This window comes from Hymenobacter seoulensis (assembly GCF_054780535.1).
On record NZ_BAAGWD010000001.1, the window covers coordinates 1,619,611 to 1,632,435 of the forward strand.

At 58.4% G+C, this 12,825-nt stretch carries 11 protein-coding genes and 1 riboswitch; of the genes, 4 read left to right on the top strand and 7 right to left on the bottom strand.

The genetic code is table 11. From position 1 onward, the window contains the following. The first annotated feature begins 57 nt into the window (after positions 1-57). A complete protein-coding gene (locus tag ACYVHC_RS06980; protein WP_460612948.1) occupies positions 58-1,140 on the top strand; it encodes a hypothetical protein in 1,083 nt (360 codons plus the stop codon). A gap of 124 nt (positions 1,141-1,264) precedes the next feature. Here the strand turns inward: ACYVHC_RS06980 and ACYVHC_RS06985 are convergent, their stop codons facing one another. Both ACYVHC_RS06985 and ACYVHC_RS06990 read right to left on the bottom strand, forming a co-directional pair. Further along, on the bottom strand, positions 1,265-2,497 hold the full coding sequence (locus tag ACYVHC_RS06985; protein WP_460612949.1) for an acyl-CoA dehydrogenase family protein: 1,233 nt from the start codon (positions 2,495-2,497) through the stop codon (positions 1,265-1,267). 299 nt (positions 2,498-2,796) lie between these two features. Then, positions 2,797-5,283 (bottom strand): TonB-dependent receptor, encoded by a 2,487-nt coding sequence (locus tag ACYVHC_RS06990; RefSeq protein ID WP_460612950.1) that lies wholly within the window; start codon positions 5,281-5,283, stop codon positions 2,797-2,799. A 60-nt stretch (positions 5,284-5,343) separates the two neighbouring features. Next, positions 5,344-5,444: riboswitch (TPP riboswitch) on the bottom strand. A 232-nt stretch (positions 5,445-5,676) separates the two neighbouring features. Between ACYVHC_RS06990 and ACYVHC_RS06995 the strand changes: the two genes are divergently transcribed. After that, positions 5,677-5,910: a hypothetical protein gene (locus tag ACYVHC_RS06995; RefSeq protein WP_460612951.1), complete on the top strand. Its 234-nt coding sequence runs from the start codon at positions 5,677-5,679 to the stop codon at positions 5,908-5,910. 76 nt (positions 5,911-5,986) lie between these two features. On the opposite strand, the gene ACYVHC_RS07000 is transcribed toward ACYVHC_RS06995, so the two are convergent. From ACYVHC_RS07000 to pnuC, 4 genes are all read right to left on the bottom strand, one after another. After that, positions 5,987-6,403 carry a GNAT family N-acetyltransferase gene (locus tag ACYVHC_RS07000; protein ID WP_460612952.1) on the bottom strand — a complete coding sequence of 139 codons (417 nt, stop codon included), beginning with the start codon at positions 6,401-6,403 and terminating at the stop codon, positions 5,987-5,989. A gap of 7 nt (positions 6,404-6,410) precedes the next feature. After that, positions 6,411-7,286, bottom strand: coding sequence for an aldose 1-epimerase family protein (locus ACYVHC_RS07005; RefSeq protein ID WP_460612953.1), 876 nt, complete (start codon positions 7,284-7,286; stop codon positions 6,411-6,413). A gap of 121 nt (positions 7,287-7,407) precedes the next feature. After that, a complete protein-coding gene (locus ACYVHC_RS07010) occupies positions 7,408-7,938 on the bottom strand; it encodes an AAA family ATPase (RefSeq protein WP_460612954.1) in 531 nt (176 codons plus the stop codon). Positions 7,939-7,940: 2 nt separating this feature from the next. After that, on the bottom strand, positions 7,941-8,576 hold the full coding sequence (gene pnuC, locus ACYVHC_RS07015) for a nicotinamide riboside transporter PnuC (RefSeq protein WP_460612955.1): 636 nt from the start codon (positions 8,574-8,576) through the stop codon (positions 7,941-7,943). A gap of 131 nt (positions 8,577-8,707) precedes the next feature. Between pnuC and ACYVHC_RS07020 the strand changes: the two genes are divergently transcribed. Beyond that, positions 8,708-9,031: a rhodanese-like domain-containing protein gene (locus ACYVHC_RS07020; protein WP_460612956.1), complete on the top strand. Its 324-nt coding sequence runs from the start codon at positions 8,708-8,710 to the stop codon at positions 9,029-9,031. Between the two features lie 68 nt (positions 9,032-9,099). Next, entirely contained in the window at positions 9,100-11,628 is a 2,529-nt protein-coding gene (hrpB, locus tag ACYVHC_RS07025) for an ATP-dependent RNA helicase (RefSeq protein ID WP_460612957.1), read from the top strand. Between the two features lie 77 nt (positions 11,629-11,705). Here the strand turns inward: hrpB and ACYVHC_RS07030 are convergent, their stop codons facing one another. Beyond that, a complete protein-coding gene (locus ACYVHC_RS07030) occupies positions 11,706-12,551 on the bottom strand; it encodes a Rossmann-fold NAD(P)-binding domain-containing protein (protein WP_460612958.1) in 846 nt (281 codons plus the stop codon). Positions 12,552-12,825: the final 274 nt, after the last annotated feature.

Sequence of the window (12,825 nt, forward strand, 5' to 3'; positions counted from 1 at the left end):
ATTTTCATATCCACTACTATTTTACCTATCTTATCTTTCTCACTTTAAGGCATTTATATGATGGATATTGTGACGAGCCTTTGTGTTGATGATGCGCGCCATCCGGCCTCCTATTATGACCAGCTTCAGGATGTAACCGCCAACCAGCGTCGCCGGGTATATTGGCAATGTGCGATGGTGTTTTTTGCTACGTCAACCCGCTGCAATCCTACGGCGGGCCATGTACTCTACACCAACGACAAGAGCCCCACCGTGTGGCATGGCACCGATTACCGCGAGTTTCTGCGTGGATTGGGCGTCCGGATTCAGGAGATGGAGTTTGAGCAGTACCAGCCTCCGGCAAACTTCTCGGGCAAATTTCGCAACGGGTTCTATAAGCTCGAGGTTATGAGTGCCCTGTCTGGGCCGCAGGCCGCCGACTGCAGCTTATTGCTGGACTCGGACTGCGTCTGGACCCGGAATTCTGCTGAACTGGAAGCGGCCGTAGGCTCCGGCTCTTTGCTGCTGTATGATATGAGTTCCGGTCCCGACGATAAGATTTTTGGGCTTAGCCGCCGCGATATGGGCGACCTGTACCGGCAGCTGTTCCCTGAGTTCCCGGAAGCGGCGCCCTACTACTACGGCGGCGAATTGGTAGGTGGCACTCGGGGCTGCTTTAGGGAGCTCATAGCCACCATAGCTCAGCAATGGAACCACATAATAAGCACGTATAAGCATCAACCGCCCCGCTTCTGCAACCAAGAAAGCATCTTCGATAACGACGAATACATCACCATACCAGCCTATAACTCGCTGCAGCGCCCCAAGCTAGACGCCCAACCGTTTATCCGGCGCATGTGGACCGCCTACCGCTATTCTGACGTCCGCGACTCCGACCTGAACTTGCCCATCTGGCACATGCCCAGCGAAAAGCTACAGGGAATTCCCGTACTCGATAAGCTGGTAGTCACCCCTGGCTCCTCCTTCTGGCGGGTGCCGCAGCCGGAGCTAGCCCACTACCTCGGCCGCTACCTCGGAGTACCGCACAGCTTGCTGAACCCGCAACGCTTGCTGTCTTTGGCCTCCAAACTACCGACGGCCTGGCGCCTAGCCAAGCGCCTGCTCACTCCCAAAAAGGACCTAGTACTTACCCCCTCGTAGAGGGCTAGTGTGCTAGCAGGTAGCAACCAGAGCAAGCCTGCTTTTTATGGAAGAAAATACACACAATAAAAAACGACCGCCCTGTTTCCAGAGCGGCCGTTTTAGTATCTACTAGCTCACTAGCTTACTTAAACGCCTGAATCCCGGTGATATCGGCGCCGGTAATGAGCAGGTGGATGTCGTGGGTGCCCTCGTAAGTCACCACTGATTCTAGGTTCATCATGTGGCGCATGATGGGGTACTCGCCAGTAATGCCCATGCCGCCATGAATCTGGCGGGCTTCACGGGCAATTTCCAGGGCAATTTCTACCGAGTTACGCTTGGCCATCGAAATCTGGGCGGAGGTAGCCTTGCCTTCGTTTTTGAGCATACCCAGGCGCCACACCATCAATTGGGCCTTCGTGATTTCAGTAATCATTTCGGCCAGCTTCTTCTGCTGGAGCTGGAACGAAGCAATGGGCTTGCCGAACTGCTCGCGCTGCAAGGAATACTTCAGGGCCGACTCGTAGCAATCAATAGCGGCACCCAGCGCACCCCAGGCAATGCCGTAGCGGGCCGAGTCGAGGCAGCTCAATGGGCCTTTGAGGCCGTCGATGTTGGGCAGAATGTTTTCTTTCGGGATTTTCACATCCTCGAACACCAGCTCGCCGGTAATGCTGGCGCGCAGGCTCCACTTGTTATGAATTTCGGGGGTAGTAAAGCCTTCCATGCCCCGCTCCACGATAACGCCCCGGATGCGGCCGTTGTCGTCTTTGGCCCACACCACGGCCACATGGGACTCAGGCGAGTTGCTGATCCAGAGTTTGGCGCCGTTCAGGAGGTAGTAATCCCCCATGTCCTTGATGTTGGTGGTCATGCCACCAGGGTTTGAGCCGTGGTCGGGCTCCGTGAGGCCGAAGCAGCCAAGCCACTCGCCGGAGGCCAGCTTGGGCAGGAACTTGCGGCGCTGCTCTTCGGAGCCGTACTGGTAGATGGGGTACATTACTAGAGAGCCCTGCACCGAGGCCGTAGAGCGCATGCCGGAGTCGCCGCGCTCAATTTCCTGCATAATCAGGCCGTAGCTGATGTAGTCGAGGCCGCCGCCGCCATATTCCGTCGGAATGGTGGGGCCAAAGGCACCTACTTCGCCAAACTTGCGCACAATCTCCGAGGGGAAATGCGCGTCCTGAGCCCACTTCTCTACATTGGGCGATATTTCTTTTTTCACGAAGTCGCGGATGCTTTGCCGGATGAGCTTGTGCTCTTCGGTCAGCAGGCCGTCGATATCATAGTAGTCAGTGAAGCCCGCGGCATTCAGGGAGCCTTTGTTGCGCTGCACCTGGGCCTTGGTTGAAAGAACGTCAGCTTGGGAAGACATAACGAGAAATTGGGTGGGTTTACTTCTCAAAGATAGGAATTTCGCTACGGACCTCCGACTAGAGGTGCTACCTCTCTGCCAACGAAAAACCCTGACCAGGAAGGGGGCTGGTCAGGGTTTCGGGGTGCCACAGAGCCGGGTCGGGAATGCCGAAGACCCACCGGCGACTCAGACACCGACAAACGGCCAGAAGGCAGATTCCCGGCCGGGAAATATCAGTGGTAAGCTCATCTACAAAGCTTATGCCGAAAGATAGGTTTATGCTACTTTATTTAAAATAAATCCTGCTTTTTTATCCTCTAGAAGGTAACCCCCACGGAGGCCAATATGTTGCGGGTAGCTTGCGGGAAATACCAGTTAAAGGTTTGCTGCTGCCCATCGGCGCCGGGGTAGCCATAGGTATAGCCATTGGCTACATACTTGCGGTTGAGCACGTTATTTACTAGCAGCCCTAGCTCTATTTCCTTCACGAACTTGGGCTGGAAGGCATAGCGCGCCCGGAAATCCAGTACCTGATAGGGCTTTATGCGCCGCTCGTAGCTAGCCGAATTATCGAGGTACTGGCGGCTGACAGTTTTGTAGAGCAGCGCCAGACGCAGCCCCCGCAGCGGCTGCCCCTCCAAGGTATGCGCCGATACCACCGAGGGCGAATAGGAAATGGTGGTGGTGCGCCCCTCCGACGCAGTTATCGGGTTGTAGTCGGCATCATATATCACCTGCTGAAAGTCCAGGATGCGGTTGCGGCTGAGCGTAAGCGTGCTGCTGAGGCTGAGCTTGTCGTTAGCCGACGCAAAGCCCGTCAGTTCCACGCCGGTACGGTAGCTGCGCGGCGCATTGGTGCGCAGGGCCGTGCCCACGTCGTTCAGCTGGCCGGTAGCTACCAGTTGATTGCGGTACTTCATGTAGAAGTAGTTGGCCTCAAACCGAACTGCGGTGCCGGTTCCCAGCAAAGTAGTGTTCGGCAATGAGAGGCGGTAGCCCGCTTCAACATCCTGCAGGCGCTCGGCTTTGGCGCTTCTATCGCCGGCAGGGCGGTCCGTAAAGTCGGAGCGAACGGGCTCGCGCTGGCCCACGGCGTAGCTGGCGTACAGCTGCTGATGCTCGCTGAGCGAGAAAGTAGCGCCGGCTTTGGGATTGAAGAAGGTGTAGCGGGCGCGGGTGGTCACGTCGTTCTGGTCATCCTCTACCCCATCAATATTGTACGCAATGCGGCGAAGCTGAACATCGCCGTACACCCCCAGCTTGGGCAGCACCTGCCAGGTAGCGCGGGCGTAGGCATTGAAGTCGGTTTTGAGGGCGTCGTTGAAGTAGTAGCGCTGCCGGATATTGCTGTTGGAAGCATACTGCGCCCAGATTACCTCGCCGTAGTGGTCGTTGGTGAAGCGGTTCCAGGCGCCACCCAGCGTGGCCTGTAACTTATCGTTTTCCTTGGGCTGGTAGTTCAGCGCAAAGGTGCCGCCGTAGAAATAGTTATCGAGCCACTTGCGGTCAATCAGGTTAGAGCGCTTGATAGTGGTATCACCCAGCACTACGTTCTCCAGACCGTACTCCACCAGCTTGCGGTTGGCGCGGTAGCTTTCGTAGTAGCCAAAGCCGCGGGTAAGGTGCAGGGCGACGCCTAGGTTCCAATCTTGGCCCAACCCCTGCGAGAGGTGAAGCTGGTAGTGGTTTTGCTTATAGTTATCGGTCTGGTTGTCGTAGGTGTAGTAGCTGTAGCGGCGGCCTTCCTGCAAAGCTCGGGCGGCATCCGCCTCCGAAAGCTCTCCGTTATCAATGTACTGCTGCAGCAACGTTCGGTCGCCGGTAATGGCAGGCTCGGGCACGCCGTTCCAGGCCTGATAGGTTTTCTCGCGGCCTGAGAAAGTAATGAACTTGAGCAGCGTGTTCTTGCCTTGGTAGCCTGCGGCGAGGTAGTACGATTTCAGGTCTGAGGCGCCCCGCTTCACGTACCCATCGGTGGCAATGCGCGAAAGGCGACCATCGACGGTGAAGTGCTTGCCAAGCAGCCCCGTACCAAACGACACGTTGTTTTTCCAAGTGTTGAAAGAGCCAAACGTGTTCTGGGTTTGGGCGTAAGCTTGCTGGCGGCTTTCGAGGGTGGAAATATTAAGGCTGGCCCCGAAAGCGGCCCCACCGTTCTGGCTGGTTCCTACCCCCCGCTGCACCTGCAAGCTGCTGATGGACGACGACAGATCCGGCAGGTTCACCAGAAACGAGCCGTGCGACTCCGCATCGTTTAGGGGCACGCCGTTAATGGTCATGTTGATGCCCGTGTTGCTGATGCCCCGAATGCGGATATCGGTGTAGCCTACTCCAGCGCCGGCATCGGAATTCACGACCACGGAAGGCGTCTGGTCGAGCAGATACGGCAAGTCCTGCCCGAAATTGCGCTTGGCCAGTTCCTCTTTGCTTACGTTGGTGTAAGCCGTGGCCGTGCGCTCATTGGCCCGAGAGGCCAGTACAAGTGCCTCGCTGGTGAGCACGCCACCAGCCTGCAGAGATGGGGTCAGGCGCTGTGCTGCATTCTGTCCCTCTAGGCGCTGCACTAGGGCCTCATACCCCAGAAAGGTAATGCGCAACTCATGGGAGCCAGCTGGCACGGTTGGTAGCAAAAAGGTACCAGCGGCGTCAGTTGCGGCGCTAGCGGCACCGTCAAGCAAAATGGTGGCACCAGGCAGTGGGGTTCCGGTGCGCGCATCGGTAACCTGTCCGGACACGGGGCCTTGCGCCCATGCCGTACCGGAGAATGCCAGCAAGGCTACTCCGGTTGTCAATAAATTTTTCAAGGATGAAAAATGGAAAAGGTGGAACGGACCGGATGCCAGGGGTCGGCACCTTCGGTTTTTCGCTCGCGGATCGTTTGTTCCCTTCGCCGGCATTACCCGGGCAGGTTCAATGGGTATGATCTCAGCCTCGCGCTTGCGGCGTGGCACCCCTAAAACTTCTGAGGCAAAGGTAAGCGGGAAGTTTTCAGTTTAGCACTAGCCTAGGTCAGATTCTTAATAAAACCCGCCTCCGAGGGTGCTTTGTTTGCTGATAATCAAGTAAATTACACTTACACCTGGCTGAAGCGAATAAAAAGCCTCTCGGAGAAAACCACCCGCCGGGCATGTGCGTTTCTGTTCTGTAGCCTGCTGCTTTATTGTCATCCCGTCATTGCTCCTTCAGCTCTCCCCGCCATGACCATCACCAGCCTTCTCTATCTGCTCGTGGTACTAGTGTTCACTGGGCTTTTGCTTGTGCTTCCCCGCCGGCGCTTTCATCACCCGCCCGCTTCCGATAACGATGATGACGGAGGCGAGCCACTAGATGATGGGCTGCCGGATTTCGACCTGCCACCGGGAATATCGAGGCCCATAAACGACTGGGAGCCGGACTATAACCGCCGGCCCAAGGTACCGCTGGAAATATAAACCAGAAGAGCCGCGAGCTGACCTCCTGTGGTCTGGCTCGCGGCTCTTCTGGTAGTAGCAAAGCGCCTCTGGCTCCTTACAAGTCCTTGGCCATGCGCATATACGGAATGGTACCGCGGTAAAAACGATTGCCTTCGGGCTCCAGGCCAAAGGCGCGGTAGAAGGCCTCATTTACGGCCCGGGCATCGCACCAGATGCGCTGGGCACCTTTTTCGCGGGCTTCGTCCAACACGCGGCGCAATAGCTGGGAGCCAATGCCCTGCCCTTGGCAATCGGGGCGAGTGGCGAATTTGCGGAACCGGGCCACATTGCCGTCGATGAACAGGGAAATAACGGAAACCAGCTTACCGTTGCGGAAAGCCCCGAAGTGGTGGCCCTGCTCGTCTTGGTTTAGCTTTACATAGTCCACTGACTCCTGGGGCCAGAGCACTTGGTGGCGAAGTGGGTAGGTATCGACCGAATTGATCGGGCGGATGATAATCTCGGAAGTCATGAACGTGTTACTCAACGGTAATGCTGTAGGAAGTAAGAAACTGCTGGCCGGGCTGCAAGCTCAGAATGCCTTCTTTTTCGGCCAGCTCCGGGGAGCCGGTAGTGGAGCTGGCAATACCCTGCCAGGGCTCGATACACACAAACGGAGCCCCCTCGGCTTTGGTCCAGAGGCCTAGGTAGGGAAAGCCATCAAACCGCAGCCGCACGGCCCGGCCGGAACGGCGGCTGCGCAGCGTGAGATGGGTAAAATCGAAATGCTTTAGTACTAGCGCATCCTGCGCAAATAGTGCGTAGCTGAGCGGTAAGGTATCTTGGTTATTGAGCAGTGGCTCCGTCTGGCCCGTGAGCAGGCCGCCCTCCAGCAAGTAACGCTCGGCCGTAACGGGGTGGTCGAATACAAACTCGTAGTCCTCGAACGTCTCCCCCTCCACAAGCGGGCAGCGGAAGGCCGGGTGCGCCCCAATGCTGAACAGTAGTTCGCCGCTGCCGGGGTTTAGCACTTCCCACCCAATAGTAAGCGTAGGCCCGGCCAGGCGGTAGGTAATGCGCAAGGTAAACTCGAAGGGGTACTTGGCCTGAGTTGCGGGGGTAGCGCGCAGCTCAAACGCCACGGCCGTGCCGGAGTGGTCTTGTACCTGAAACTCTTGGTCGCGGGCGAAACCGTGCTGGCCTAGGGTGTACGTCTGGCCCAAGTGGGTGTACTGATCGTGCGGCAAGCGCCCTACAATGGGGAACAACACCGGCGCGTGGCGGTTCCAGAATGCTGCATCAGCCGGCCAGATGTACTCCAGGTTATCGAGGTCTTTGCGAATAAAGCTGCTGAGCTCAGCACCGTGCGAGTTGATACCCACGCGGCAGTGCTCATTTTCGAGGTAGTAGGTCATCTAATAGATACAAAAAGCAGTGGGCGTATAGGTAGCGTGAGTAGCCAAACGAAAAAATCACCGAAAAGATAATTCTTCATGGTTGCCGGCCCTACCAGGGCTAGCAGGTGGCTCCGTTACCTCAGGTACGCTCAAGCAACAGATCTACGTGAAAGCAGGCTTGCTCTAGCCGCCGCTCTGGGCTGCCACTTATTTCGGCAAAGTTCGAGAACTGGTCGCGAAGTTCACGCTGGTACAGCTCATAGAAATACTGCCGATGATTGGGATGCTCACGCAGCGGATCGGGGTACCAAGGCAAATCCACGTTCAGGAGCAGTACTAGGTTATAGCGCTGCAGCTCAATGCGCCTTCTGATCCACTCGGGGCAGTGCCCAAACGCGTGCTCCGACCATATTTTGATAACCAGCAGGTCCGTGTCGCAGAACATGACGGGGCGCTGCTGCTGCGCGGCCCGCTCGGCGGCCTCTTCCTCGGCCTGCAACTGCCCGTGGGCTATTTCTTCCAGGTCGCTGAGCGTGTAGTTAGGGCCGCGCTCTTCTAGATAATGGCGGGCAAATTCAGGAGCCCACGTGGTGTGATAGTGCTCAGCCAGTAAGCGGCTCAGGGTGGTTTTGCCCGTCGATTCGGGTCCGGTTAGTGCTACTCGGAGCATGACTAGGCAGCTTGAAACTCAGAAGTGGATGCCTGCTGCTGCCGACGCAGGGTACGCCGCCATTCGATGTAGCCATACACGGCCAGCCCCAGGTACAGGGCATACAAGGCGCTGGTTGGGTACAGCTGCTTGTACCACAGAATGGGCACATAAATAATATCTACCAGCACCCACAGCCACCAGTTTTCCAGGCGTTTGCGCATGAGCAGGTACTGCGCAGCCAGACTCATGGCCGTGGTAAAACTATCCCAGTGCGGGAGGGCGGCTTTGGTATGATGCTGCAGGTAGTAGCCCACGCCTAGGGTGTATGCGAGCACAAACCCGGTGCAGCCAAGCCACTCCAGGCGGCTGGTGCGCGAAACCTGCAGCGGGGTGCGGCTGCGGCCGCCATACAGCCATTCATACCAGCCATACAGGCTTAGGGCAATGAACATGGTCTGCAGAAAGCTGTCGGAGAACAGTTGAGCGCGGTAATATACCAGCACGTACAAGCCGCAGCTCACAATAGCCACCGGGAAATTCCACAACGACTCACGGGCCGCCAGCCACACACACGCAAAACCGGTTAACACGGCCACCCACTCCAGCGGGCTACCGCCGGCAGCGGCAGTCCAGAACTCGTACAACGACTGCAACACAGAATACAACTGAAAAACGCACCGCCCAGCACCTGCTCGCACAGCAGGCCCATTCGTTGGTCAAAGCTAACGAGCATTAGGGTAATTTTGCAGTTTACCTCGGCACTTTCTATTTCTTTCCTAGTTCCTATATGCTTCCCGAACTCACGCCCGAAGATTTGCACGCCCGCCTACAACGCGGCGACGACCTGCAGCTGATTGATGTGCGCCAGCCGGAGGAGTTTGCGTATTGTCGCATTGAGGGCAGCGTGCTGATTCCGCTGGGCGAGCTAGCCAGCCGCGCCGAGGAAATTGACCCCGACCGCCCCACGGTGCTCATCTGCCACCACGGCGTGCGCTCCATGCAGGCGCTGGCGTATTTGCAGCACCGCCACGAGCTCACTAACCTGCTCAACCTGCGCGGCGGTATTCACGCCTGGAGCATGCGCGTCGATCCGTCGGTGGCCGTGTATTAATCCAGTATTCTGCTTCCGGCGGGCACCAGTTACTAGCCTGCTTTCTCACTCAAACTGCCTCTGCTGCCTTGCAATTTCCTGCGCTTCCTATCCTTGATGCCCTGCCTGAGTTGCTTCAAACGCTTGCTACTTCCAGCGTGGCAGTGCTGCAAGCGCCTCCCGGAGCCGGCAAAACCACCATCGTTCCGTTGGCGTTGCTGGATGCTGCCTGGCGAGAGGGTGGCCGCATTCTAGTGCTAGAGCCGCGACGATTAGCCGCCAGGGCCGCTGCTACGCGCATGGCCCAATTACTAGGTGAGCCCGTAGGCCAAACCGTAGGCTACCGCATGCGCCTGGAAAGCAAGGTCTCGGCCAAAACCCGCATTGAGGTAGTAACCGAAGTTATCCTGACGCGCCAACTTCAGGATGACCCCGCGCTGGAAGGAGTAGCGGCTGTGCTGTTTGATGAGTTTCATGAGCGAAGCCTGCAGGCCGATTTGGGCCTAGCGTTAGCTCTAGATGCGCAGAGTGTACTGCGGCCAGATTTGCGCATTCTGGTGATGTCGGCTACGCTAGATGCCGAGCGGCTGGGTGCCTGGTTGAGCGCCCCCGTAGTGAGCAGCCAGGGCCGCATGTTCCCCGTCGAGACCCACTACCTCACGCCCCAACGGGCCGCCACCGTGTCGCGCCGCCCGCACGAAAAGCTTCAGGACCTGACGCCTATTATCATTCGCGAAGCCTTGCAGCACCACCCTACCGGCGACGTACTGGTATTTCTGCCGGGCCTCGCCGACCAGCGCCGGGTAGCCGACAAGCTTGCTAGCCTGCCGGCCCACATTGAGGTGCACACGCTGCACGGCGAGCTACCCGCTGAGCAGCAAGATGCCGCGTTGCGCCCCGCTCCGGCCGGCCGACGCAAAGTTGTACTAGCTACCAGTATCGCCGAAACCAGCCTGACCATTGAAGGCGTGACCATTGTGGTGGACGGGGGCTACGCCCGGGTTCCGCGCTTTGAGCCGCGCACCGGCCTCACTACTCTCGGCACTGAGCCCGTGAGCCAAGCCGCCGCCGATCAGCGCCGGGGCCGCGCCGGTCGCCTGGGCCCGGGCACCTGCTACCGCCTCTGGACCGAAGCCGAATACCGCGAACTGCCCCACCACCTAGCCCCGGAAATCCTCACCGCCGACCTCAGCCCGCTAGCCCTGGAGCTGGCCCTGTGGGGCACCCGAGATGCTACTGCGCTTCGGTGGCTTGATGCCCCGCCGGCACCAGCCCTGGCCCAGGCCCGCGAGCTGCTGGTGCGCCTGCAAGCCCTAGCCCCCGAGGGGCACCCAACCGCTCACGGCCGCGCCTTGGCTGGACTAGGCCTTGCTCCTCGCCTGGCTCATTTGGTGGTGCGAGGGCAGGAAATTGGGCAGGGCGCTACGGCGTGTGCACTGGCGGCGCTGCTTACGGAGCGTGATATCCTGCGGCCCGCCGACGGCTCGTTTGGCCCCCCTGATTTGCGGTTGCGCCTGGAAGCGCTGGCCACTGGCCGGGCTCCCCTCCCCGGCCTCATGCCCGATGCTGCTGCGGTCCGGCGCGTGCGAGAAGCCGCTGCTGTGCTCCGCAACCGCTCAGGCGCCAAAGGCAATATAGAACCAGATATAGCCGGCCTGCTTGCTGCGTTTGCCTACCCCGACCGCCTGGCCCAACGCGAAACGACTGAGCGAGTACGCCTCTTGAGCGGTCAGCGCGCCACACTGCCGGCAGAGTATTTCAGTCAGCAAGAGGTGTTTTTTGCCGTGGCCGCCCTCGATGGTATTGCCGCGCAACCGCGGGCTAGCTTAGCCGCGCCCCTTAGCCGGACCGAGCTGGAAGAGTTTTTCGCGGAGCAAATTGAAACCAAGGATGAGGTGCGCTGGGATGAAGCTGCCGGCCGCGTGACAGCCCGGCGGTTGCGGCGGCTGGGTGCCCTAGTGCTTTCGGATGCCAACCTACCCAACCCTGATCCGGCGGCCATAACCTCAGCGTTGCTGGATGCCCTCCGTGCCGCTGGTATTGGTCGCCTACCTTGGAGTGAGGCTGCCACCCACCTGCGCGAGCGGCTGGCGTTTCTGCACCAGCAATTTCCCGCTGAGTGGCCCAATGTCTCGGATGCAGCTTTGCTGACTGAGTTAGAAGAATGGCTGGGGCCTTACCTCACGGGCGTAAAATCCTTAGCGGAGCTGGCCCGAATTAACTTCACGGAGGCGTTGCTAGGGTTACTTCCGGGCGGCTGGAGCCAGCGCCAAGACCTCGAGCGGCTAGCGCCTTCGCATCTGGAAGTACCTACAGGCTCCAGCATTCGGCTTGATTATGCTGACCCCGCCGCGCCCGTGCTGGCTGTGCGTCTGCAGGAAGTGTTTGGTTTGCTTGATACGCCTACCGTAGCTGGCGGCCGCGTGCCGCTCACACTGCATCTGCTGTCTCCCGGCTATCGCCCCGCCCAGGTTACCCGTGACCTGCGCAGCTTCTGGACCAGCAGCTACTTTAAGGTGCGCAAAGAACTGCGCGGCCGCTACCCCAAGCACTATTGGCCCGAAAACCCATTGGAAGCCCAAGCCATCAGGGGCACCAAAAAGCAGAATGGCTTGTAGATGGTACAACTACCCGGTTCAAACGAAAAGCCTACCTAGTATTTACTAGGTAGGCTTTTCGTTTGAACCGGGCCTATTTATTCGCCGGCCGGGTAATCGGCGGAGTCGCCTAGGTCGGCAACTTGCTCCAAGTCTTTTACCAGGGCCGTAAATTTCTCGCGGGCACCTTTCACGGCAGCTTTGCCCAGGGGCAAGTGCAGCGGCGGGTTTTCCTGGCGCACCAAGTCGTACATGATTTGGGCGGCCCGCTGCGGGTCGCCGGGCTGGCGGCCGCTGTAGCTCTGGATGCCCTTTAGGTTTTCGCCAACGGTAGCGCGGTAATCGTCAATGGCTGTGTCCACAAAAGATGCGGAGCGGCCAGCCCAATCAGTGCGGAAGCCGCTGGGCTCGATGTTCGTGACCTTGATGCCAAGTGGCGCTACCTGCTGGGCTAGGCTTTCACCAATAGCTTCGAGGGCAAACTTGCTGGCATTGTACACGCCTACCCCAGGGAACGTCTTGAGCCCGCCTATGCTGGTGATATTTAGTACGTGGCCGCTTTTCCGCTCGCGCAGGTGGGGCAGCACGGCCCGCAGCACGTGTAGCGGCCCGAATACATTTACATCAAACTGGCGCTGCACCTCAGCCGCATCAATTTCCTCAATGCTGCCCAACGAGCCGTAGCCCGCGTTATTTACAATCACATCAAGATGGCCGAAATGCTGAATGGCATCGGCAATGCCTTGTTTTACCTGCGCTTCATCGGTTACTTCAACCACAAAGCCGCGGCCGTTTTGGCCGGCTTTCTGCGTAAATGCGTCGGCTTGCTCCTGCTTGCGGAACGTGGCGGCTACTTTATCGCCTTTCTCTAAGAGTAGCTCGGCTAGAGCGGCGCCGAAACCGGTACTAACGCCGGTAATAAACCAATTTTTGGTGGTTGCCATAGATAGCGGAGGGGAATAGTGGAACGTGGCCGCTGCTCAGGCAGTCGGCAGAAAGCTATAACCGCGAAAAGCAGAGCAGGGTTTTTACTAGGTCAACCTTGGGAGTCAACCACCTGGCTAGCAGGTTCACTAGGCAGGCAACGTCTCGCAAGTGTCTGCGGCTGTTTCCCTTGGCTACTTGCTGCGCTCTTCACAAAGAAATAATACCCTGAGGAGGGGAAATCAACAGGTGAAAACTGCAAACCCAAATATTCGCCGTAAATTTACCCGGCAA